At 55.0% G+C, this 23579-nt stretch carries 20 protein-coding genes; 11 read left to right on the plus strand and 9 right to left on the minus strand.

What is annotated here, in order from left to right:
- Window positions 1–602: 602 nt before the first annotated feature.
- Entirely contained in the window at window positions 603–1016 is a 414-nt protein-coding gene (locus AUQ43_RS07810; RefSeq protein WP_062955680.1) for a DUF3830 family protein, read from the plus strand.
- 93 nt (window positions 1017–1109) lie between these two features.
- Window positions 1110–1715 (plus strand): DedA family protein, encoded by a 606-nt coding sequence (locus tag AUQ43_RS07815; protein ID WP_062955681.1) that lies wholly within the window; start codon window positions 1110–1112, stop codon window positions 1713–1715.
- A gap of 82 nt (window positions 1716–1797) precedes the next feature.
- On the opposite strand, the gene AUQ43_RS07820 is transcribed toward AUQ43_RS07815, so the two are convergent.
- The 5 genes from AUQ43_RS07820 to AUQ43_RS07840 form a co-directional block, all read right to left on the minus strand.
- Window positions 1798–3444 carry a U32 family peptidase gene (locus AUQ43_RS07820; protein WP_062955682.1) on the minus strand — a complete coding sequence of 549 codons (1647 nt, stop codon included), beginning with the start codon at window positions 3442–3444 and terminating at the stop codon, window positions 1798–1800.
- Window positions 3445–3656: 212 nt separating this feature from the next.
- Window positions 3657–5177, minus strand: a complete 1521-nt coding sequence (locus tag AUQ43_RS07825) for a sodium:alanine symporter family protein (protein ID WP_198157159.1) — start codon at window positions 5175–5177, stop codon at window positions 3657–3659.
- Window positions 5178–5210: 33 nt separating this feature from the next.
- Entirely contained in the window at window positions 5211–5645 is a 435-nt protein-coding gene (locus tag AUQ43_RS07830; protein WP_062955684.1) for a universal stress protein, read from the minus strand.
- A 340-nt stretch (window positions 5646–5985) separates the two neighbouring features.
- Complete coding sequence (locus AUQ43_RS07835) at window positions 5986–7215, minus strand: M20 family metallo-hydrolase (RefSeq protein ID WP_084272021.1); 1230 nt, start codon at window positions 7213–7215, stop codon at window positions 5986–5988.
- A 19-nt stretch (window positions 7216–7234) separates the two neighbouring features.
- Window positions 7235–7900: a DUF1028 domain-containing protein gene (locus AUQ43_RS07840; RefSeq protein WP_062955685.1), complete on the minus strand. Its 666-nt coding sequence runs from the start codon at window positions 7898–7900 to the stop codon at window positions 7235–7237.
- A 240-nt stretch (window positions 7901–8140) separates the two neighbouring features.
- Between AUQ43_RS07840 and AUQ43_RS07845 the strand changes: the two genes are divergently transcribed.
- From AUQ43_RS07845 to AUQ43_RS07870, 6 genes are all read left to right on the plus strand, one after another.
- A complete protein-coding gene (locus AUQ43_RS07845; protein WP_062955686.1) occupies window positions 8141–9709 on the plus strand; it encodes an ABC transporter substrate-binding protein in 1569 nt (522 codons plus the stop codon).
- Between the two features lie 90 nt (window positions 9710–9799).
- Entirely contained in the window at window positions 9800–10747 is a 948-nt protein-coding gene (locus AUQ43_RS07850; protein WP_062955687.1) for an ABC transporter permease, read from the plus strand.
- A complete protein-coding gene (locus AUQ43_RS07855) occupies window positions 10744–12681 on the plus strand; it encodes a dipeptide/oligopeptide/nickel ABC transporter permease/ATP-binding protein (protein ID WP_084272022.1) in 1938 nt (645 codons plus the stop codon). Before AUQ43_RS07850 ends, AUQ43_RS07855 begins: the two co-directional genes overlap by 4 nt.
- On the plus strand, window positions 12674–13666 hold the full coding sequence (locus AUQ43_RS07860; protein WP_062955688.1) for an ABC transporter ATP-binding protein: 993 nt from the start codon (window positions 12674–12676) through the stop codon (window positions 13664–13666). The genes AUQ43_RS07855 and AUQ43_RS07860 overlap by 8 nt, the downstream gene beginning before the upstream one ends.
- A 52-nt stretch (window positions 13667–13718) precedes the next feature.
- Complete coding sequence (locus AUQ43_RS07865; protein ID WP_084272023.1) at window positions 13719–14588, plus strand: FadR/GntR family transcriptional regulator; 870 nt, start codon at window positions 13719–13721, stop codon at window positions 14586–14588.
- Between the two features lie 41 nt (window positions 14589–14629).
- The gene (locus AUQ43_RS07870; protein ID WP_062955689.1) at window positions 14630–15694 is read left to right on the plus strand and encodes an osmoprotectant NAGGN system M42 family peptidase; all 1065 of its coding nucleotides are present in this window, start codon (window positions 14630–14632) and stop codon (window positions 15692–15694) included.
- On the opposite strand, the gene AUQ43_RS07875 is transcribed toward AUQ43_RS07870, so the two are convergent.
- On the minus strand, window positions 15685–16110 hold the full coding sequence (locus AUQ43_RS07875; RefSeq protein WP_062955690.1) for an acyl-CoA thioesterase: 426 nt from the start codon (window positions 16108–16110) through the stop codon (window positions 15685–15687). The genes AUQ43_RS07870 and AUQ43_RS07875 overlap by 10 nt on opposite strands.
- A gap of 527 nt (window positions 16111–16637) precedes the next feature.
- On the opposite strand from AUQ43_RS07875, the gene AUQ43_RS07880 reads away from it, so the two are divergent.
- From AUQ43_RS07880 to AUQ43_RS07890, 3 genes are read left to right on the plus strand one after another with little or no spacing between them, the layout of a single operon-like run.
- A complete protein-coding gene (locus tag AUQ43_RS07880) occupies window positions 16638–17996 on the plus strand; it encodes an NAD(P)-dependent oxidoreductase (RefSeq protein ID WP_062955691.1) in 1359 nt (452 codons plus the stop codon).
- Window positions 17997–18021: 25 nt separating this feature from the next.
- Window positions 18022–19299: an NAD-dependent dihydropyrimidine dehydrogenase subunit PreA gene (gene preA, locus AUQ43_RS07885; protein WP_062955692.1), complete on the plus strand. Its 1278-nt coding sequence runs from the start codon at window positions 18022–18024 to the stop codon at window positions 19297–19299.
- A gap of 35 nt (window positions 19300–19334) precedes the next feature.
- Window positions 19335–20606, plus strand: coding sequence for a Zn-dependent hydrolase (locus AUQ43_RS07890; RefSeq protein ID WP_062955693.1), 1272 nt, complete (start codon window positions 19335–19337; stop codon window positions 20604–20606).
- A gap of 120 nt (window positions 20607–20726) precedes the next feature.
- Here AUQ43_RS07890 and AUQ43_RS07895 read toward each other — a convergent pair whose 3' ends face one another.
- The 3 genes from AUQ43_RS07895 to AUQ43_RS07905 all read right to left on the minus strand — a co-directional run bounded on the left by AUQ43_RS07895 (window position 20727) and on the right by AUQ43_RS07905 (window position 23316).
- The gene (locus AUQ43_RS07895) at window positions 20727–21500 is read right to left on the minus strand and encodes an ABC transporter substrate-binding protein (protein ID WP_062955694.1); all 774 of its coding nucleotides are present in this window, start codon (window positions 21498–21500) and stop codon (window positions 20727–20729) included.
- A 190-nt stretch (window positions 21501–21690) separates the two neighbouring features.
- Window positions 21691–22458: an ABC transporter substrate-binding protein gene (locus tag AUQ43_RS07900; protein WP_062955695.1), complete on the minus strand. Its 768-nt coding sequence runs from the start codon at window positions 22456–22458 to the stop codon at window positions 21691–21693.
- Between the two features lie 219 nt (window positions 22459–22677).
- The gene (locus AUQ43_RS07905) at window positions 22678–23316 is read right to left on the minus strand and encodes a TetR/AcrR family transcriptional regulator (RefSeq protein ID WP_062955696.1); all 639 of its coding nucleotides are present in this window, start codon (window positions 23314–23316) and stop codon (window positions 22678–22680) included.
- Between the last annotated feature and the right edge of the window lie 263 nt (window positions 23317–23579).

The raw sequence follows: 23579 nt of genomic DNA on the forward strand, positions 1-23579 counted from the left end.
ATGGCAGCGTGCATGTACCTGATGCGTGCGCGCGGTGGAGGCGCGATGACGCGGACTACCTGCATGCTGTTTAGCCCCGGGGCCAACCGGAACTTGCGAAGTCTGCCTCGCTATGGAATGGGGAGTTCCCTTTCCGCACGTGGGCAATGATGGTGTGCCTCTTTAGTGTCGGTGGATTTGGACGCCACCTGAGACCAAAAAAGCCCTACACCGTCGTTGCTTTAAGTGACCCCGAGGGTTCCAAAATTGGGACCACCACAGGCACGTGCGACTTTGGGCAAGTCCGCATTTACGCCCGATGCTTTTTGCGTGCAAGTGAAATTTTCATCCGTTTTGTTCTGAAACAATCGCAGGATCGTCGAAGAAGTCATGCTGCGACGCAAAAAATGGCGCGAATGGCCGCGTTCAGGATTTGCAATATGTTCTGTTGGCAGGTTTTGGTATGGGGCAATGCAATTTGCGCATAAGTTGACGGCACTTTCGAAGGCAATTGACGGTTCCAGACGGGCGGTGTAGCCCTTGGGACATGTAATTGCCCCGGCCCGATTTCGCCGCGTCGTCTGGCGCGCTACGTTTTTGCGCCGCCCAGTCAGGAAATTCTCATGTCCAATATCAAAATCACCGCTGGCCCCTTCACCTTTGACGGCGTGCTCGAAATCGAAAAGGCACCGCATACCTGCAAGGCGTTCCTTGATCGCATGCCGTTTGAAAGCAAGGCCGTCCATGTCCGCTGGAGTGGCGAGGGAGTCTGGATGCCACTCGGCGATTATCAGTTTGGTGTGGACTACGAAAACCACACCAGCTTCCCGGCCCCGGGCCAGATCATCCTGTATCCGGGCGGCATCAGCGAAACCGAAATCCTGCTTGCCTATGGCGGGGTGCATTTCGCCTCCAAGGTCGGCCAGCTTGCCGGCAACCACTTCATCACGGTCACTAGCAATCTCGAAGACCTTGAAAAGCTCGGCAAAATGACGCTTTGGGAAGGTGCCCAGCCGATCAGGTTCGAACTGGCGTAAATAATAAAAGTCACTGTGATCGGGCGCACTTCACTGTGTGCCCGGTTTGGCCTAGAAGGCCATCCAGTTTGCAATTTTCCGGTCAGGTTTAGCGTGTTCGAAACAATCAATCAGTGGGTTCAGGAATATCAGCAGTTCATCTATATCCTGATTTTCACCTACTGTGTCAGCAAGGCCAGTATCCTGCCGGTATTTGCGGGCATGCTGGTTGCGGCCGAAAGCCTTGTGGCGGGACCAGCATTGGGGGCCATGATTGCTGGCGGGTTCATCGGGGATATGGTGCGCTTTGTTCTGGCGCGGAAATATGGCGATGCGCTTGTCGCGAAAATGCCGGATGCCCTTGCGATGTGGATGCGCAAGACGCTGCGTCTGTTTGAGCATTACGGCATCGCCTATATCCTGCTCTGTCGTTATCCGCATGGGGTGCGCTCATTTGGTGTTTTCCCGGTCGGCATGAGTTCGATGTCATTCATCCGCTTCCTGCCGCTCAGCATCACATCAGTGGTCCTCTGGGCCGGACTTTATTTCAGTCTTGGCTATAGCGTCGGCGAGGGGATGTCCGAACTGATTGAGCATAACCTGGCCATACTGAGCCCGATACTGCTTTTGGTCTTTATCACGATTGGCTGGTTTGCGTTACGCCGGATCGACAAGCTTGAAGCACAGGCTGAAAAGGCCGCTGAAAGCGCCGAGCACTGATCATGGTTTTTCCATGATCAGAACAAATAAAAACGGCAGCCTGATCAGGCTGCCGTTTGTGTATCTGCGATAGGCGGGCTGCTTATTCGGCGGCGATCGTCTTGCCGTCTTTTTCAAGCATCTCGCCCTGTTTGCGCTTGGCAAGGATTTCGCGCGCCTTGGCATAGCTTTCATCATGCCAGAAGATCAGACAGCCGTTGCAACCCCGGCCACAGCAGCCCTTGGTGCCAACACGCGGAGTGCGGAAGGAGCGTTCCTTCTGGCGATCATCAAGGGCGCTCTGAAGCGCATCACGCTTGGCGTCATAGCGTTCTTCATTGCCTTTGCCCATTTCGATCTTGTGGCCTTCCTGATCAAGTTTCAGGCGCTGCCATTCGTCTTCGGACAGGGCCTTTTCCTTGCGCACGATGGTCATCAGAAGGACTTCGCGCTTCAGAAACTCCGGGTCTTCCTGTTCAAACAGGCTAAACGGCAAACGGATGAACGGTTGGGTGTTGGCGTGCACGGCTTCACCGACCTTGCCGGTTTTGGCGTCAATGAATTCATACATGCGGATGAAAATCGTCTGGCGCGAGCGTGGCGGCACGATTTCGATCACGTCCCCCGGCAGCATGCGGTTTTTGACCGACATGACAAAGGCATCGTCTTCGAACTCGACGATCTGACCGGCATATTCCCAGTCCGACACATTGGTGTTGCTGTCATAGCCATGCGCATAATTGGTCAGACGCCCGTCATGGAAGGCCAGCGTATAGCCCCGGTTGGGGATGGTCGCCAGTTCCTTCATGTATTCTTCGGCTGACCAGTTTTCCGGGTCCTTGTACCAGTCATCAATTGCCATGCGATAGGCGCGCGCAACGAGACCGGCGTAATACGGGCTTTTGCCGCGGCCTTCGACCTTGAGGCTGTCGACCCCGATTTTCAGGTAATCTTCAAGCTTGGGCATGATGCACAGATCGCGCGAGTTCAGGATGTATGATCCGCGCTCGTCTTCCTGAATTTCCATCAGCTCGCCCGGACGCATGTCTTCTTCAAGGAAGAAGTCAAACATCTCGAGATTTTCCTCGGTCAGTTTGAGTTCCTTGACCGTGCCGTCCTTAAGCTTCATGTGGACTTTGTATTTCCAGCGGCAGCTGTTGGCACACGCGCCCTGATTTGCCCCACGTTCGGCCATGAAGTTCGACAGCAGGCAACGACCGGAATAGGTCATGCACATGGAGCCATGCACAAACGCCTCGATCTTGATGTCCTGGCATTTTTCGCGGATTTCGGTCAGTTCCTCATAGGAAACCTCACGGCCCAGAACGACCAGCTTGGCTCCGATGCTTTGCCAGAATTTGACACTCTGCCACGAACACACATTGGCCTGTGTCGACACATGCAAATCAAGTTCCGGCGCATGTTCGCGGACAAACATGAAAACACCCGGATCGGCCACGATCAGGCCATCGGGGCGGACCTTGCGCACGGTATCGACATATTCCGGCAGCTTGTCGATATCCTTGTTATGCGAAAACAGGTTCAGTGTGAGGTAAACGCGCACACCATGGCTGTGGGCGAAATCAATGCCCTCGACCACGTCATCAAGCGACATCTGGCTTTTAACACGCAGCGACAGGTCCGGCGTGCCCATGTAAACGGCATCCGCGCCATACAGCACGGCAACCTTCAGCTTTTCGAGCGAGCCTGCGGGCATCAGCAATTCGGAACGGCGCGATTGATTACTCATCACTTGCGGGTCTTTTCTATTTGGTCGTCTGCGGGAAATCTCTCTGGCGCGGCTTCTATCACAGCCTGCTGCCTGTGCCGATTAAAATCGCATATTTCGCAAGCCTTGCATAGCTATGGCCGTAATGAGCTGCCATGCCGGACTTGCAGGGCGCCAAGCAAAACACCCCCGCCAAGGGGCAGGGGTGTTTGGAATCGTTTCAAAGTTTTGGCTTATTTGACCTTCTTGATCTCGCCGCTTTCGATCTTGGCCCAATATTGTCTGACTTCACCACGCACCACCGGCATCAGGAAATAAAGGCCGATGATGTTGGGGATTGCCATGGCAAAGATCATGGAGTCAGAGAAATCAATCACGGGACCTAGGCTCATGGACGCACCCACGATCACGCAAAGGCAGAAGAACAGCTTGAAGATGATCTCCTTGCCCTTGCCTTCGCCGACCAGATAGGTCCAGCTTTTCAGCCCGTAATAGGACCATGACAACATGGTCGAAAAGGCAAACAGTACAACGGCCAGTGCCAGGATCAGCGGGAACCAGGTAAAGGCAGACGCAAAGGCTGCCGAGGTCAGCTCGACACCTGTCAGGCCGGAATTCAGCTCGCCACTGATGGTGATCACAAGGGCGGTCATGGTGCAGATCACGACCGTATCAATGAACGGTTCAAGCAGGGCGACATAGCCCTCGGTAACCGGTTCCTTGGTCCGCACGGCCGAGTGCGCAATCGCAGCCGAACCAATACCCGCCTCGTTGGAAAACGCCGCACGTTTGAAGCCCTGGATCAGGGCACCGATAACGCCGCCAGCAACACCGGCACCGGTAAAGGCCCCGACAAAGATCTGGGCAAAAGCATCACCAACCATGGAGATATTGGACAGGATAATAACAAGGCCCGCCGTGACATAGATGATGGCCATCAATGGCACGATCTTTTCGGTGACCTTGGCGATGGATTTGATGCCGCCGATAATCACCACACCAACGACGATTGCCATGATCAGGCCAAACAGCCAGCCAGACCCGGCCAGGAAGCTGTTTTCGCCGCCGGTGACATTGACCACCTGCTGGAAGGCCTGATTGGCCTGGAACATGTTCCCGCCGCCCACGGCACCACCGATGCAGCAGATCGAAAAGATGACGGCCAGAACTTTGCCAAGGCCGGGTTTGCCTTTTTCAGCCAACCCCTTTGACAGGTAATACATCGGGCCACCTGAAACGCGCCCGTCTTCGTATTCGTTACGGTATTTCACGCCCAGCGTACATTCGGTGAATTTCGATGCCATGCCAAGCAACCCGGCAAGGATCATCCAGAATGTCGCACCGGGTCCACCGATGGAAACCGCCACGGCCACCCCGGCAATATTGCCAAGCCCGACTGTGCCCGAAAGGGCGGTGGCAAGGGCCTGAAAGTGCGAAACCTCACCGGCATCTTCGGGGTGGGAATAGTCGCCCTTGACCAGCGAAATCGCATGGCCGAACCGGCGGAACTGAACAAAGCCGAAATAGATGGTAAAGATGGTGGCCGCGATGACAAGCCAGCCAACGATCAGTGGAAAGGCCGTGCCGCCGATGGGCACGGAATAGAACATGGCGCCGGCAATCACATTTGAAATCGGTGAGATCGCCTGATTGATCTTTTCATCAAGGCCGACTTCCTGCGCCTGTGCAAGATGGGGCAGGGTGGCCGACATCACTGCAAGGGCGCTGGCCATTGCTGTCTTTTTCGAGAACATGATGTTTCTCCGGTTAAACTTCGTGTGATTGCCTTATGGAACGACAGTGACCGGAACAGGCGATGCCTGAACCAGCGTAAGTGGCAAACTGCCCAGCAGCCGCGCACCCAGCGTTGATCCACCCTTGCGGCCAACAATGATCTGACAGGCGTCTTTTTCCTTGGCGATTTCACAGATCAGTTCGCCGGAATGGCCGTAACGGACTTCCGAAGTTACCGGTATTTTCAATTTATTCAGTGTATCCAGGGCGGGTTTGAGTGTTTGTTCCGCCCGTGAAAGTTCCTCTGTGCGCCGTTTGTGGCGCTCTTCGAGCTCCTGTGTTGACAGGAAGCTGTATGGGGACCACTCAAGAACATAGACAAGATGCACGGCACAGCCGACGGCTGTTGCCCGCTGACCCGCGAATTCCACGGCGCGTTGTGCGGCATCTGTCCCATCGTAGCCCACAACGATTGGCTGATCGGTCATTTGTTTCTCCTGATCAGAGACTGAGAAGTCAGGCTGATCCTCCCACTGAACGAGATGCAGATCCCATCTGCACCTGTCGCTGTGTCGGAGACGTGGACACGACGGTTCCCCCGATATGCATTTGTCACCGCCCCCCGAGCGACATCAAAAGCATACATAAAAATGAAATAATTTCGCCGGAAAGTTGAATGTGAGAATATTATATAGCGCTAAAGGTTGGTGATTTTTGGCCCAAAACAAAACAATGCCCGCCAAAAATAGGGGTGTGCATCGGAAAATTTTGTGAAATGGGCGAAAAAAAGTGGGTGCAACCGGAAAAATTTGGCGTGGTTTGCCGAATTTACAACCCTTTTATCGATCCGACCATCTTCAGGAAGTCGATCAGAACCTTTGCTGCAACATCAATATCCCCGGGCGTGACGGATTCGTCGGGATGGTGGCTTAGCCCGTCGCGACACCGCACAAATAACATGCCGATGTCACACAGATCATGCATGGCAAGCCCGTCATGGCCAGCCCCGCTAAACAGCCGAAAGGGTTCTATGCCCTGTTCGCCAATTGCCTGGCCCAGCCCATCCATGATCCAGTTGGCGCAAGGCACGCCTTCGGCCTCATAGGTCAGGTCAGCCGATATTTCCACACGGCGACTGGTTGCGATATTGGGCAGTGCCGACAGGATCTGCCCCCGGCCATTGACCCGAACGATCCGCTCGGGCGCGCGCAGTTCGATGGTCAGATCGACATGATCGGGAATGACATTGACCGCGTTCGGGCTGACTTCGATCTTGCCAACGACGCCGACCATGCCATCAGTCATCGAACAGACGCCTTCGACCTGATGGATGACATCGGCGGCTGCCACCAAGGCATCGTGTCGGTCATTCATCGGGGTTGTTCCCGCATGGCTGGCCTTGCCCTGAATGCGGATGCGGTGGCGTTCAATCCCGGTCAATGCCGTGACGACCCCAACCGGCAGGTCGCGTTTTTCAAGAACCGGACCCTGTTCGATATGGGTTTCGATAAAGCCCAGTACGTTGGCCTTGTCACGTTTGAGGTCTGCGATATTTTCGGGCGCACAGCCAAAATCGCGCAAGGCATCGGCCACCGAGACGCCCTTGTCATCGGTGGCCTCAAGCGATTTGGGGTCATGCTTGCCTGCCAGTGCGCGTGAACCGACCAGAGTTGATTGAAAGCGCGTGCCTTCCTCGTCGCCAAAGGCAACGATTTCGATGCCGAATGGCAAGTCGATCCCTGATTTATTGAGCTGTTCAATCACGGCAATCGGCAGGGCAACGCCCAGCATTCCGTCATATTTTCCGCCCGAAACAACAGTGTCCTGATGTGACCCCATGATCAGCGTGGGCGCACCATCCAGGGCCTTTTGATCACGCCCGACGATATTGCCTGCGGCGTCAATTTCACTGACAAGGTCAGCCCAGGTCATCCAGTCGCGGATCAGCGGCGTGACGGCACGGTGTTCGTCACTCAAAAACAGGCGGGTAACACCCGGACCGGGTTGGCTGTGGGTGGCGGCCTCTTCAAGGCGGTCAAAGATCAGTTGGCCAAGCATGGCGATTTTTGCCCTGGTTCTAGTATTGATGGGGTTTGTCGGGTGTCGGCAGGCGATCAAAGAAGTGACGGTATTCCGGATCCTGTGTCTTGCCATACAGGCGCATCAGTTCGTGCACGGGATCAGAATGATCATCAACACGCAGATCCAGGGGCAGGCGGTTTGGCGTCATCACCTTGATCGCTGCCGATGTTGTGCCACGCACATCACCCCCGGCCTTGAAACCTGCGACGAGCGCCTCGAGAATGCATTTTTCAAATGGCTCGTGTGCCGTGCGCATCATGGTGAACTTTTCACGCATGGCATCGGGTACATTGCTGTGGGCCAGCATGTTTCCGGCAATCGCCAAATCGCGCTCGGTGATTTCGGCGGTTTCTGATCGGTTTTTATCACCCGTCCAGACAGCCGTTTCACCAGTTTGGTCAAGGACGATCAATTGTCGCCAATTGCGACCATCGTCATCGCCGGTCAGTTTTTCACGGACCGACTCCGCAGATTTTCGTTGTTCAAGCATTGCCAGACCATTGATGCCGTACCAGAAATTGGTCGAGAAACCCTGTGTGGCGATGGCACCAATACCCGGTGCAATATGCGGGACAAACCCGCCAACGGCCAGATTTCCCGTTGCGCTGGCGATGCCCAGTGCATTGGTTTTCGGGTCTCTGGCGACGATTGTGAAGGTCATGTTTCCCGCCTGTCAGACAGCTTGGTGAATGTGCCGTCCTAAATTTATCATGATAAATAATTGCCGAAATCGAATTTATCATTATAAATAGGTTTTGCAACCGTGACATCCGAAAGCATCGACAACGGGTTCGGAATTCAGGAAACGTCCAATCAAAAAGAACACCTCATATACGGTGCGTTGTCGGTCGGTTCGGTATGAACCGGGGGTAACAGGAAGGTTTCAACATGGGAGGCTTGAATGAAAAGCCTGTTTAAGGGGGTGCTTGCAGCAGCAGCCCTTGCGGTTTCCGCAATCGGTTTCGGCCCGGCCGAAGCCCAGACGCCACCGGGTGTCCTGGTGGTCGGTCAGATTGCAGAGCCCAAATCACTTGATCCGGCGGCAGTCACCGCCGTGAATGATTTCCGCATTCTGATGAATGTTTATGATGGTCTGGTGCGTTACAAGGACGGCACGCTCGAAGTTGAGCCCGCCCTTGCAGAAAGCTGGACGATCTCTGATGACGGAACGGTTTACACCTTTTCCTTACGCGACGGGGTAACCTTCCATGACGGCACGCCGTTCAATGCAGAGGCGGTGAAGTACAATTTCGACCGTATGCTTGATGAAAGTCATCCTGAACATGACACCGGGCCTTTCCCGCTTGCCTTCTTCTTTAGCGCGGTGGAAGAGGTCGAAGTCGTTGATGATCTGACCGTCAAGTTCCAGCTGAACGCACCTTATGCGCCGTTCCTGTCCAACCTTGCCTATCCGACCGGCCTGATCGTTTCGCCGACGGCGGTTCGCGAAGGCGGTTCGGACTTTGGCCGTAACCCGGTTGGCACCGGCCCGTTCAAGTTTGCCGAATGGGAAAGCAACGCCAAGGTGGTTGTCGTACGCAACGACGATTACTGGGAAGATCCGGCCAAGCTTGAAGCGGTTGTGTTCCGTCCGATCACGGATGCCAACACCCGTGTGGCTGAACTGATGGCAGGTGGTATTGATCTGATGGTCGAAGTGCCGCCAGACAGTCTGACCCAGCTTGCGGGCGACGATAACTTCAGCGTCTATGAACAGGCAGGTCCGCACCTGTGGTTCCTGATCCTGAACCTGAAGGAAGGTCCGTTCAAGGACAAGAAAGTCCGTCAGGCCATCAACTATGCAATCGACAAAAAAGCAATTGTCGAAAACGTGCTTCAGGGGACAGCCGAAATCGCAGCCGGCCCAACCCCGCCCGCATTTGCATGGGCCTATAACGAGCAACTGCAGCCCTATCCGCATGACATCGAAAAGGCCAAACAGCTGATCAAGGAAGCCGGTGCCGACGGGGCCGAGGTAACCTTCTATGTCACCGAAGGCGGTTCGGGCATGCTTGATCCGGTGCCGATGGGGGCTGCCATTCAGGCAGACCTTGCCCAGATCGGCCTGACCGTCGCGATCGAGACCTATGAGTGGAACACCTTCCTTGGCAAGGTGAACCCGGGTCTTGAAGGCAAGGCGGACATGGCAGAAATGGCATGGATGACCAACGATCCCGACACCCTGCCATATCTGGCACTGCGCACCGATGCATGGCCGGACAAGGGTGGTTTCAATTCGGGTTACTATTCCAACCCGGAAGTGGACAAGCTTCTTGAAGCAGCCCGCTCTTCGACCGATCAGGCCGAACGTGCCAAGCTGTATCGCGAGATGCAGGAAATCGTCTATGATGATGCACCCTGGGCCTTTATCGCAAACTGGAAACAGAATGCGGTTTCAAGCACGCTGGTGGATGGTTTCAAATTGCAGCCGTCCTTCTTCCTGCTGCTTGATGATGTCGTAAAGAACTGATCTGATACATCAATGCCGGGGCATGGCCTGCCAGCCCCGGCATTTTTGCTTTAAATCCCATTTCCCGCACATAGCCAGACGAGCCATGCCATGCACGTCTATATTTTACGTCGATTGATCCTGATGGTGCCGGTTTTACTGGGCCTGACCGTGATCGTTTTTCTGATTATGTCGATGATCCCCGGTGATCCGGCATTGGCGATCCTTGGATCCTATGCCACGCCGGATAATGTCGAGAAGTTGCGTGCCGATCTTGGTTTGGACAAAACCATGGTCGAACAATACTGGATCTGGCTGACCAATATGCTTCAGGGCGATTTCGGGCGATCCTATAGCCTGAACCGGCCGGTTCTCGATGAAATCCTTGAACGGTTTGGCGCGACCCTGATCCTTGCGGGGACGTCGCTTGTCCTGTGTACGATTTTTGGCCTTTTGACCGGGGTAATTTCCGCCGTGCGTCAATATGGCTGGGCGGACAAGGCGCTGACCTTTGCGGTCCTGATTGGCATTTCCGTGCCCAGTTTCTGGCTGGGTCTTTTATTGATGATGTTCTTTGCCGTTGAATTGCGGTGGCTTCCGGTCAGCGGCATGTATGCGATTTATGGTGGCGGGGATTTGCCCGATCTGATCCGCCATTTGATTTTACCATCGGTCACACTTGCCGTGGTGGCGACCGGGATTATTGCCCGGTTGACCCGATCGAACATGCTTGAAGTCCTGCGTCAGGATTTCATTCGCACCGCGCGCGCCAAGGGGCTTGATGAAAACCGTGTGATTTATCGCCACGCCTTCAAGGCGGCACTGGTGAATGTCATTCCGGTGATCGGGGTGCAGGCGGGCTTTGTTCTGGGCGGGGCGGTTTATATTGAAACCGTTTTCCAGTGGCCCGGCATTGGTCGCATGCTGGTCAATGCGATCTCGACCCGTGACATCCTGCTTGTACAAGGCGGCGTGGTTCTGGTCGCGGGCAGCTATGTTCTTTTCAATCTGTTTGCCGATGTGTTGCAGCATCTGCTTGATCCGAGGGTGAAGGCATGACCAGCAACATAGCAACAGCACCGGATATCAAAGCCAAAAAACGTTCTGCGCGGCCTTCGGCGTTTAAGCTTTTGGCGCGCAATCAGCTGGCCCTGATGGGGGCGGCGATCCTTGCCCTTGTCATCGCGCTGGTCTTGATCACGCCGATCCTTCCGCTGCCTGATCCGGATGTGACCGACCCGGCGCAACGTTTGTTGCCGCCGTTCTCGGATGGGCATTTTCTGGGCACGGATCATCTGGGACGAGATCTTTTGTCGCGTTTGCTTTGGGGCACACGGGTCAGTCTTGCGGTCGGGATTTCGGCATCCCTGGTGGCGGCCCTGTTCGGATCGACCATCGGGATCGTGTCGGGCTATTTTGGCGGGCGGACAGACAACATCATGATGCGCGGCATCGATATGTTGATGGCCTTTCCCTATATCCTTCTGGCACTGGCGATTGTCGCGGCCCTTGGGCCGGGCCTGATGAATGCGCTTTATGCGATTGCGGTGGTCAATATCCCGTTCTTTGCGCGTAACATTCGCGGTGTGACGGTGGGTATTGCGCATCGTGAATTCGTCGATGCCGCCAAGCTGTCTGGCAAGGGGCATATCCGTATCTTGGTGACGGAAATCCTGCCCAACGTGATGCCGGTGATTGTGATTACGATTTCGACCACAGTTGGCTGGATGATCCTTGAGACGGCGGGCTTGAGCTTTTTGGGGCTTGGTGCGCAGCCGCCACAGGCCGACCTTGGCTCCATGCTGGGCGAGGGGCGCAAACTGATCACGACCGCACAGCACCTTTCGGCCATTCCCGGTGCGATGATCTTTATTCTGGTGATGAGCATCAACTTGCTGGGTGATGGCATCCGGGATGTGCTTGATCCGCGTTTGAAATCGGGCGCGCTCGCACGTCCGGCGCCGCTGACCAAGATTGATCGCAGCGACGAGGGCACAGGTCATCCGGTTGACGATGACACCGTTCTGGCCGTTGATGAACTTCGCACCGAATTTGTTCTGGGGGATGACACCTACAAGGCCGTGGGCGGTGTCAGTTTCTCGGTCGGGAAGAATGAATGCGTTGGTCTGGTGGGCGAGTCCGGGTCCGGTAAATCGGTAACCGCACTTTCGCTTTTGGGGCTTGTGGCATCGCCGCCCGGTACGATTGCCGGGGGCCGGGTGATGTTTGATGGCAAGGACGTGTTTGACATGTCCGAACGTCAGGTCCGCGACATTCGCGGTGGCAAGGCAGCCTATGTATTCCAGGATCCGCTTTCGACGCTGCATCCGCTGTTTTCCATTGGCGATCAGCTGGTCGAGGCAATCCGTGCCCATAACGCCATGAGCTACAAGGATGCCTGGGCGAAGGCCGTCAAGCTGCTGGGCATGGTGCGTATTCCCAACCCGGAACGCCGCGCGGAAAACTATCCGCATCAACTGTCAGGCGGCATGCGTCAGCGTGTCGGCATTGCCATGGCCCTTGCCAATGAGCCGCAACTTATTATCGCCGATGAACCGACGACGGCCCTTGATGTCACCGTGCAAGCGCAGATTTTGAAATTGATGAACAATTTGCGCACCGATCACGGGACTTCGGTCCTGTTCATCACCCATGATTTTGGCGTGGTGTCGGAAATCTGTGATCGTGTGGCGGTGATGTATGCCGGACGCATTGTTGAAATGGGCACGACCGAACAGGTTCTTGGAAATCCGGCCCATCCCTATACCAAGCGTCTGATTGACTGCGTGCCGCGTCTGGGTGAGCCGGACCGTCGCACCGCGGCCATTCCGGGATTGCCACCGGCCGTTAACAACCTGCCAGCCGGGTGTGCCTTTGCTGATCGCTGCGAACGGGCAGAGGACAAATGCCGGGTTGGCGAGATCAGCTTTGATGATTTGGGCGACGGCCATGGTGTGCGCTGTATCAAACCGATGGAGGCGGCAAATGTCTGAGACGTCTGACGTCGTTTTGCAAACCAGCGACCTTGTGCGCACCTTTGGTGGCGGCCGCACGATTTTGGGCGGGCAGAAACCCATGGTCTATGCCGTCCGCGGCATTGATGTGGCTGTGCGCAAGGGTGAAACACTGGGCATTGTCGGGGAATCCGGTTGTGGCAAGTCCACACTGGCCCGCATGCTGGTCGGGCTGGATCGCCCGACAGAGGGCAATATTACCCTCACCGGATCGGATATGAATGATCTGATCGCCCAGGATCGCCATGCCCTGTCCAAGCGCATCCAGTATGTCTTTCAGGATCCGATCAGCTCGCTTAATCCGCGCAAACTGGTCCGTGAAACACTGGCGGCCCCCTTGCGTCATTTGCGTGGTCTTTCGGGCGATGCGCTTGATAAGCGGATGAAGGAATTGATGGATGCGGTCAATCTGCGCCCGGAATTTCTTGATCGTTATCCGCATGAATTTTCCGGCGGGCAGGCACAACGCATCGGCATTGCGCGCGCCCTTGCGGCAGAACCGGAAATCATTGTGCTTGATGAACCGGTCTCGGCCCTTGATGTGTCTGTGCAGGCGCAGGTTTTGAACCTTCTGGCGGAACTCAAGGCGCAATTTGGCCTGACCTATGTGTTTATCAGTCACGATCTGTCCGTGGTCGAAGCGGTCAGTGACCGGGTGGCCGTGATGTATTTCGGCCGGGTCGTTGAACAGGCGCCGGGACGGGCATTGTTTGAAAAGCCGCAGCACCCCTATACCCGGTTGTTGCTTGATAGTGCGCCCGTGCCGGGTAAACGCGGCCTAACGGTCGAAGATGCCAGTGCCGAATTGCCCGATCCGCTGGCCCCGCCGCCGGGCTGTGCCTTTGCGCCACGCTGCCCGCGGGCCCAGGATGATTGTGTTGCCACCGTCCCGGATGCACAATACGGGTTGGATAACCACGATGCGGCATGTCTGCATCCGCTCAATCCGGTGACAAGGTCCTGAAAAAGGATAGAATAGGGGCCGGAATGCGTTTGGGCGCGACAGGGAAACACAAATGACAAAGAACCCGATCAAGGGGCCGAAACAGGACTTGGAGCTGACAACACGCCCGCGCAAGCGCGAGCGGAAGCGTTCCGATATCATCGCCGACGCGCTGAAAGACTATATCGCGCAAAAGGGGCTGCGCCCCGGCGAACGTCTGCCACAGGAGGCGGAACTGATTACACTGTTGGGCGCATCCAAGGGGACGGTACGCGAAGCTCTGAAATCAATGGAAACGCAGGGGATTATCGCAACCCGGACCGGACCGGGCGGCGGGGCGTTCATCGACACCGTGTCCGAGGGACGCGCGGTCGAACTTCTGGCCAATTACTTCTTTTTCAAGGATCTGACGATCCGCGACATTTACGAGCTTCGGATATTGCTGGAACCGGAAATGGCTGCGGCTTGTATCGGTCATCTGGAAGAAGATGATTTCGAACGACTTGAAGAGGTCATGACATGGTATGCAAGCCATCCGACCTCGATCGAGGAAGCGCGATGTCAACGTGTCAAGGAACTGGAATTCCATCTGGTTCTGGTGGAGCTTTGCCCCAATCCGCTGCTGTCATTTATCTGCCGGTTCATGATCGATTTGCTGATGAATTTGACGGTCTGCAAAAAGATTTATGATCAGCCCAATACCGAACTGCGCGAAACGGGGCGCAACTATCAGTTCCGCCTGATCGAAGCGCTTCGCAAGGGCGATGGTGAAACGGCGCGTGCGGTCACCTATCAACATATGTGTGCGGCCCAGCGTTTGATGGAAGAACAGGAAGCGGTGGTTGAAAACCGCTTTTTCCGGTCGGGCAATATCGATCTGCCGCGTGATTTGTCACCCAGTGCCGAATTGCGCGCGCTTTCGGGTATTGCAACCAAACACTGATCTTTGATCTGACATTATCCAGGAATGTAAGGACGGGTATCATGTCTGAAACCCATATTGATCGACAGTATCTGAGTGCCGTTCTGGCAAAGCTTCTGACGATTGACAGCCCGACGGGCATGACCGAGGGCGCGGTGGATTATGTCTGTGACGAACTGCGCGATCTGGGTGTGGCGTTTGAACTGACCCGCCGCGGGGCGATCCGCGCAACCCTGCCCGGTAAACAACAAAGCCCGAACCGGGCCGTTGCCGTGCATCTTGATACGCTGGGCGCCATGGTCAAACGGATCAAGGAAAATGGTCGACTTGAAGTCTCCATGATCGGGCACTGGTCATCGCGTTTCGCCGAAGGGGCGCGCGTGACTGTCTATACCGATAGCGGCAAGACCATCCGGGGCACCATCCTGCCCGTCAAGGCATCGGGTCATACCTATAACACCGAAATTGATAGCCAGCCTGTAACCTGGGAACAGCTTGAACTGCGCCTTGATGCGCGGGTGTCAAAAGGGGATGATGTGCGCGCCCTTGGTATCAATGTCGGTGATATGGTTGCAGTTGATACCAATGCCGAATTTACCGAAAGCGGCTTTGTCGTGTCGCGCCATTTGGATGACAAGGCAGGCGTGGCCGCCGTACTTTCAGCGATCCGTGCGGTGGTGACGGGGAAGGTCGACTTGCCGGTAACCTGCAAGTTCCTGTTCACCATTGCCGAGGAAGTCGGCCTTGGCGCGCCGCATATTCTTGATGGTGATATTGCCGAACTGGTGGCGGTTGATAACGGTACCTTCGCGCCGGGCCAGAATACCAGCGAATATGGTGTGACCATCGCAATGAAGGATATGTCAGGCCCGTTTGATCGTAAGCTCAATCGGCATCTGCTGGATCTTTGTGTGGCAAACGGGATCGACCATGCGCGCGATGTTTTCAAATTCTATCGCAGTGACGTCGCATCCGCCCTTGAGGCCGGATATGATACGCGGGCATCCTTGATCTGTTTCGGGCTGGATGCATCGCACGGGCATGAACGCGCCCATGTCGATAGCTTCGTTGCAGTTGCCGAACTGTTGTGTGCCTATCTTCAAGGCCCGATGGTCGATCAGGCCTGAACCACATCGTCCTCGACGTCGGGATCAAGCGGGCGCGGGCGACCGGCTTCATCCAGGGCAACGAAGGTAAAGACGCCTTCGGTCACTTTATCGGACCTTTCTTCAAACCGGGTTTGGCGCCAGGCCTGTACATTGATGCGAAGCGATGTGCGTCCGACATGGATGATGTCGGTAAAGAACGAGACTTCATCACCGACATGAACCGGACGCAGAAACGACATGCTGTCGACAAAGACGGTTGCGGTTCTGCCCTTGGCACGCCGAGCCGCCGCAGTACCAGCTGCAAGGTCCATTTGTGACATCAACCAGCCACCAAAGATATCCCCGGTCGGGTTGGTGTCAGACGGCATGGCGACAGCCCGAACCGACGGTTGACGGTCTGGAAGGGTGTCGGTTGCATCATTTTTTATGGTCATCAAAGGCGTTCCGAATTGAGCTGGTCGGTGGACGTTACTTTAGTTCGTCCAAATAAAGCCAGCATAAAATTACGCCAAATCAAGAACATATACCCAGTTCAATCCTCAGAAATCCGGTCCGGAGAAGCTGGTTTCGGGTGGCAAATCTTCTTTCGATTCCGGGCATTTTTCATGGCCAGCAAGAAATCGGATTTTTAATCTTGACCAAATGATCAGGATTGGACATGCTGTTTCTGTCAGAGAGAGGCATCTGTACGTGTATCAACCGGGGATAACCCCGAAACTATAATCACACGGCAGATCAAATACTGGGAAACAATCCGGCACAAGCCGGATGGATACGCCAAGAATGTCAGTATGAAAGACCCTGAGTTGGTCGGGCCCGCCCGTCCACGACACGCCATAACTGTATTCTGATCGCGCAATAGCAGCGATCACATTTGGCCCGCGGTCGATTGTATTTTCATTCTTGTTTTGTCTCTCGATGACGTCAGGAGAGGACGCCTTTTTGGCAGGGAGACAAACAAATGACCACCTTGCAGGCCAAGCAAGCTTCAAAATCCGGTGCCGTTCATGGCGGTGCTGGTCACAATGACGCAGATGACGGTTTTTCCGATCTGCATCCGGCCTATTCCGAACTTCAGGCCATGGCGGAAAGCAACCGCTGCCTGTATTGCTATGACGCGCCATGCGTAACCGCATGCCCGACATCAATTGATATTCCATCCTTCATTCGCAAAATCAGCACCGGAAACCCGGATGGGGCGGCAAAGACCATTTTGTCGGCCAACATCATGGGCGGCACCTGTGCACGCGCCTGCCCGACAGAAGTGCTGTGTGAAGAGGCCTGCGTTCGTAACGTCGCGGAAGATACCGCTGTTGAGATCGGCAGCCTGCAACGATACGCGGTTGATCATCTGATGGAACGCGATTTGCCCCATCCGTTCAAACGTGCGCCCAAAACCGGCAAGACGATTGCCGTTGTCGGTGCCGGTCCGGCGGGCCTTTCCTGCGCGCATCGTGCGGCGATGCTGGGCCATGACGTTGTTGTGTTTGAATCCAAGCCGAAACCGGGCGGACTGAATGAATATGGTCTGGCCGCTTATAAGATGACCAACGATTTCGCCCAGCGCGAAGTCGAGTTTCTTCTGGGCATCGGCGGGATTGAAATCGAATACAACAAGGCGCTTGGCAAGGACATCAACCTTGCCGACCTCAAGGCAAAATACGACGCCGTCTTTGTTGGTGTCGGCCTTGGCTCGACCAATGATCTTGGCCTTAAGGGCGAAGATTTCCCGGGCGTTGATGATGCCATTACCTTCATCGAAAAACTGCGCCAGACCGAACCGAAATCCGATATGCCGGTTGGCAACAACGTGATCGTCATTGGCGGTGGCAACACTGCAATTGATGCTGCGGTTCAGGCCAAGCGTCTTGGGGCTGAGGAAGTCACCCTTGTTTACCGCCGTGGTGCGGAAAACATGTCCGCGACCGAGTTCGAGCAGGACCTTGCCAAAACAAACGGCGTTATTGTGCGCTATTGGGCAAAGCCGGTTGCGATCAAGGCCAATGGCAAGCTGATGGGCATGGAGTTCGAAAAAACCGAACTTGATGCCAATGGCAAACTTGTTGGCACAGGCGAAACCTTTGAAGTGCGTGCAGACCAGATTTTGAAGGCCATCGGACAAAAAATCAAAACCGATGACCTCGCCGGCATGGAGATCACCGGCGGCAAGATCGTGGTCGATGAGTCCTATCAGACAACCGCCCCGGGCGTGTTCGCCGGTGGGGACTGCATCAAGAGTGGCGAAGATTTGACCGTGCAATCGGTCGAAGACGGCAAACAGGCCGCCATCGCCATTGATGCATTCCTGAAATCCGCTTGAACCGCCAGCAAAGGGAGAGAGAAAAATGGCTGATCTAAGCTGCAAAATCGCCGGTATTGATTCGCTTAACCCGTTCTGGCTGGCCTCCGCGCCGCCGACGGACAAGAAATACAACGTCGTTCGTGCCTTTGAAGCGGGCTGGGGCGGGGTTGTCTGGAAGACGCTGGGCATCGATCCGCCCGTGGTCAACGTGTCCTCGCGCTATGGCGCACACCATGACCAGAACCGCCGTCTGCTGGGGATCAACAATATCGAGCTGATTTCCGACCGTCCGCTTGCCACCAACCTTCAGGAAATCCGTGAATGCCGGAAAGAGTATCCTGATCACGTCATCATCGGGTCGATGATGGCCCCGATCGAGGAACGCGCCTGGAAGGACCTTGCCCAGCAGATCGCCGAAAGCGGTGTGCATGGTCTGGAACTTAACCTTGGTTGCCCGCACGGCATGTGCGAACGCGGCATGGGATCGGCCATCGGTCAGGTGCCGGAAATGGTCGAACAGGTCACCCGTTGGGTGAAGGACGCGGTCGATATTCCGGTCTTTACCAAACTGACCCCGAACATCACCAACATTCTGTGGTCGGCCGAAGCTGCGTTGAAGGGCGGTGCGGATGCTGTATCGCTGATTAACACCGTTAACTCCATCGTGTCGGTCGATATCGACAACATGGTCCCGGAACCGGTTGTTGACGGCAAGGGTACGCACGGCGGTTATTGCGGATCGGCCGTCAAGCCGATTGCGCTGAACATGGTTGCCGAAATCGCCCGTACCCCGGAAACCCGCGATCTTGAGATTTCCGGTATCGGGGGCATCACCACCTGGAAAGACGCCGTCGAATTCATGGCGCTGGGATCGAACGCCGTTCAGGTTTGTACGGCTGCGATGATCTATGGCTTCCGCGTGGTCGATGATCTGATTGACGGTATGAGCCAGTGGATGGATGACAAGGGTTACACCAGTGTCGAACAGTTCACCCGTGCTGCCGTTCCGCAGGTTTCCGACTGGAACGAGCTGAACATGAACTTCGACACCAAGGCGGTGATCAACCCGGATAACTGCATCGAGTGCGGTCGTTGCCATATCGCGTGTGAAGATACCTCGCACCAGGCAATCACCATGACCGACAAGCCCGAAGGCGGTCGTCTGTTTGAAGTGGTCGATGAGGAATGCGTGGGTTGTAACCTTTGCTATCACATCTGCCCGGTCCCTGATTGCATCACCATGGAACCGGTCAAGACCGACAAGCCGCCGATGACCTGGCCGGAACACCCGCTTAATCCCATGCGTGTCGCTGCTGAATAAACCATCTGTGCCACCAAAACCAAAAGGACGAACGAATGACTGCTCAACCCAGTGTACGTAACCTGTCAATTGATGGTGACCGCCTTTGGGATAGCCTGATGGAGATGGCCAAGATCGGCAAAACAGCCAAGGACGGCGTTTGCCGTCTGGCGCTGACCGATCTTGACCGCGAAAGCCGCGATCTGTTCATCAAGTGGTGCAAGGCAGAGGGCTGCTCGATCCGGATCGACAAGATGGGCAATATCTTTGCCCGTCGCGAAGGCCGTAACCCGGATCTGGCCCCCATTGTCATGGGAAGCCACCTTGATAGTCAGCCGACCGGCGGCAAGTATGATGGTGTTTATGGTGTTCTTTCGGGTCTGGAAGTTATCCGTACCCTGAACGAAGCCAAATACGAAACCGAAGCCCCGCTTGAGGTCGTTTGCTGGACAAACGAGGAAGGCTCACGTTTTGCGCCAGCAATGGTGTCATCAGGCGTGTTTGCCAAGGTGTTTGACCTTGAATACGGTCATTCACGTGCGGACGTTGATGGCAAGACCATGGGCGAGGAACTTGAGCGTATCGGCTATATGGGGCCGGACGAGCCGACCATTGATGCCCACGAAATGGGGGCCTATTTCGAAGCCCATATCGAACAGGGCCCGATCCTTGAAGATGAAGGCAAGGATATCGGTATCGTCACCGATGCCCAGGGCCAGCGTTGGTACGAAATCAAGTTCACCGGTGTCGAAGCCCATGCCGGCCCGACCCCGATGAAAACCCGCAAGGATGCCCTTCTGGGGGCGTCACGCGTGGTCGATTTGGTCAACAAGATCGGTCTGGATCGCTCTCCGCTGGCATGTGCCACCGTTGGCATGATGCAGATCCATCCGAACTCGCGTAACGTGATCCCTGGCGAAGTCTTCTTTACGGTTGATTTCCGTCACCCCGACGATGCGGTTCTGGCCGATATGGACAAGGCATTGCGCGAAGGTGTCGAAAAGATTGCCAAGGATATTGGTCTTGAGACCGAGTTCGAGCAGATCTTCTATTATGCACCTGTTCCGTTCGACAAATCCTGTGTCGACGCGGTGCGCAAGGGGGCAGAGCTTGGTGGTTTCTCGGCTCGTGAAATCGTTTCGGGTGCTGGCCATGATGCTTGCTACCTTGCACAGGTCTGCCCGACGGCGATGATCTTTATCCCGTGTGTCGATGGTATTTCCCATAACGAGATCGAAGAAGTCCACAAACACTGGTCTGATGCGGGTGGGCAGGTTCTGCTGAACGCTGTTCTTGCCAAGGCCGACGAGACGGTCATGAAAGAATAGGCAAGCATGATGCCCTTGGGCGATGGCCGAAGTGGCAATGATGTTTCACCAAAAAAGCAGGGCGCTTCAAACGCCCTGCTTTTTTGTTTTTAATTGATGAATGATCGATATCGAGGGCGTTTAGCTGGCCCCTTCGGAGGTGTCGAAAAGATGGCTTTCGGTCCAGCGTCCCAATGTGCCGTTCTCAGACATGTTTTCGATCAGGACATTCAGATTCTGGACGTGCCGCATGCAGGGGCTTTTGCGCGAAAACAGGAAATGCACATCATTGCTGTCGATAGGCGGCTCAATCGCCGTAATCTTGTCGCTTAAACTGTCGCGGTAGATGTTGGTCAGCCCGTCAAACCGGCCAAGCATCACATAATCCACCCGACCGTTCAAAAGCACGTCAAAGATGCGATTGCCCGTCGGTGAGAAAATCATGTCCAGTCGCTGTTCTGCGAACATGTCGATATAGTCGCCATAGCTGCCCCCTTGCGGCCGGGCACCTCGATAACCAATCAGATCGTGCAGGTCATTGACCTGAAACTGGTCATTCCTGCGTTGAAAGACCATGATGTCGTCTTGCGCGAATGGCTTGCTATAGAAATGGATCTGGTTTCGCTCGGCGGTAAAGTAAGCCCCGGCGATCACGTCCAGCTCGCCGCTGCCCAGCATTTGCATCGCACGCGTCCAGGGAATGTCGAGATTGACTTCAACCCGCAAATCATGACGTTTTGCGTAATCTCGCAGAATATCAATCGCAAGGCCGGTATGTTGCCCATTCTCGCGAATATAGCTGATCGGTTCCCAGCCATCGGCGCCACCAACAGACAAGGTTCGGCAGGCGCTGGCAGGTTGGTTGATCTGTGTTGGGCCGGTATTTGCATCTTCGGCAAGTGCAGGCACTGCCATCAGCAAGGCAGCAGCCCCGATCGGTAAACCGCGAAGGCAAAAACAAACAGCCCGAAATGATCGTCTGATGGACAACATGGTCTGATGGCAACGTTGTAATTATGGAAGTTTCTTACAGTTGGCGTATCAACCAAATGTTTCAACTATCCAGAAGTGGTGCCATTTGAGGTTGGGTGAAGGGGGCTTTGCCTTAGCTGCCGTTATCGACATCAAACACGGTTTGACCAAGATGGTATTCGATGCGTTCTTGCAGAATACCGCGATCGCCAAGCTCGGCAATTAGCGCGTTGATCTGTTGAATGTGACGACGACAGGGGCTGTTGCGCGAAAACATCAGATGCACGGGGTTGCGCGCCACCGGGGGATCAACAGCGATGATTTCGTCCTGAATGCCAAGTTTGCGAAGCGTTGCCAGCCCATCATAGCGACCCAGCAGAACATAATCGACATGACCTGCAACAAGCAGGTCAAAGATGCGATCAATTGTCGGGGAATAAACAACGTCGAGATTTTGGCTTGAATAGCTGTCGATCTCGTTTCCAAGGCTGCCACCATGCGGGCGCGCCCCGCGATACCCCCGAAGGTCGCTGATCTGGCGATAGCCAAAGCGCCGGTCCACATGCTGAAAAACCATGATATCGTCTTCGTAGAAGGGGTCGCTATAGTGGTAAAGCCGTTGGCGTTCTGTCTTGAAATATGCACCCGCCGTGGCGTCGATTTCACCCTGAAACAGCAAATCAAGGGTTCTGGCCCAGGGCATCTCGATATCAACCCGGACATCAAGGTTATTGCGTTTGGCATATTCGGTGATGATATCGATACCAAGACCGGTTTGGCGCCCGTCCTTTGCAATATAGGAAATCGGCTGCCAACTTGTCGGGCCGCCGATTGTGATGGTTTTGCAATTTGATCTGGATGTGTCAGCGGCAGGTTTATTGCGATCAGACTGCTGAGCCATGGCAGGTGTCGACAACCCGGTCAATACGGTGATTATCACGCATAATGCGCATATTCTAATAAGGCTGGCGTGTCGCAGCTTTGACCGCATCTTTTCCGCCCCTGTCGTTTCCTGATCACTCCCTATTATTTAGATGTGGACGCGGTGCGGTTTATTCAACTTGTCTTAATCAATAACTTTGTCAGAAAGGGGGGCAAGCGCGGGGCAGGGACCGTCAGCTCAGGTCAGTCCGACACCCTTGAGAATGATACGAACGACATTTTCCTTGGCCTCGGCAAACTGTGCGTCGGTAAGCGGTTTGTCGTTGTTGAAAATTTCGATCTGACGGCCAAAGTCGGCATAGTGCTGGGTGGTGGCAAAGATCATGTACATCAGCGTATAGGGTTCGATATCATCCATTTTGCCCTCGGCGATCCAGCCGCGGATCGCCACCACACGGCTATCAAGCCAGCTTTTGACCGTGGTGGAAATGTATTCCGACGAGAATTTGGCACCACGAATGATTTCATGTGCCCAAAGACGCGACCCATAGGGACGCAGGCGCGAAAGGTCCATTTTGGCTTCGATATAGCCGCGCAGAATAAGCGCCGGATCAGCACTGTTATCGAACGTCATCGCAGCTTCAAGCCAATGGTCGCAGACATCTTCCATGATGCGGCGATAAAGGGCCTCTTTGGTGCTGAAATAGTAATGCACATTCGCCTTGGGCACATTGGCTGTCTCGGCAATCCGTGCGGTTGTGGCGCCCTTGAACCCGAAATCGGCAAAGACCCGTTCGGCAGCCGCCAGAATCTGTTCTTCGTTCTCCTGCCGGATCGCAGCCTTGTGTGCGCCGTTTACTGCGGGTTTTGTGCTCATTCTAATGTCCCGTTTCGCGCCGATTTCGATGGTTCTCAATCGTACTGTATAAATCGTGTCATTTATCTTGACCGTTTGGTCAGGTTAAAATAACCTCTACTTCTAATATCAAAAAGAAACTTTTTTATGCGTGTCGTGCCAAGGGTCCAAACTTATCCAAATGACCGTTCCGGTCTCCCGGATTTGTGCGGATATGCGAAGCAAAATTGCAGGAAGATGCACATCTTTCAAGATTTTGCGACAACGTAGCCCGTGCAAATCCG

This window comes from Thalassospira sp. MCCC 1A01148 (assembly GCF_001613795.1).
Classification (GTDB): domain Bacteria; phylum Pseudomonadota; class Alphaproteobacteria; order Rhodospirillales; family Thalassospiraceae; genus Thalassospira.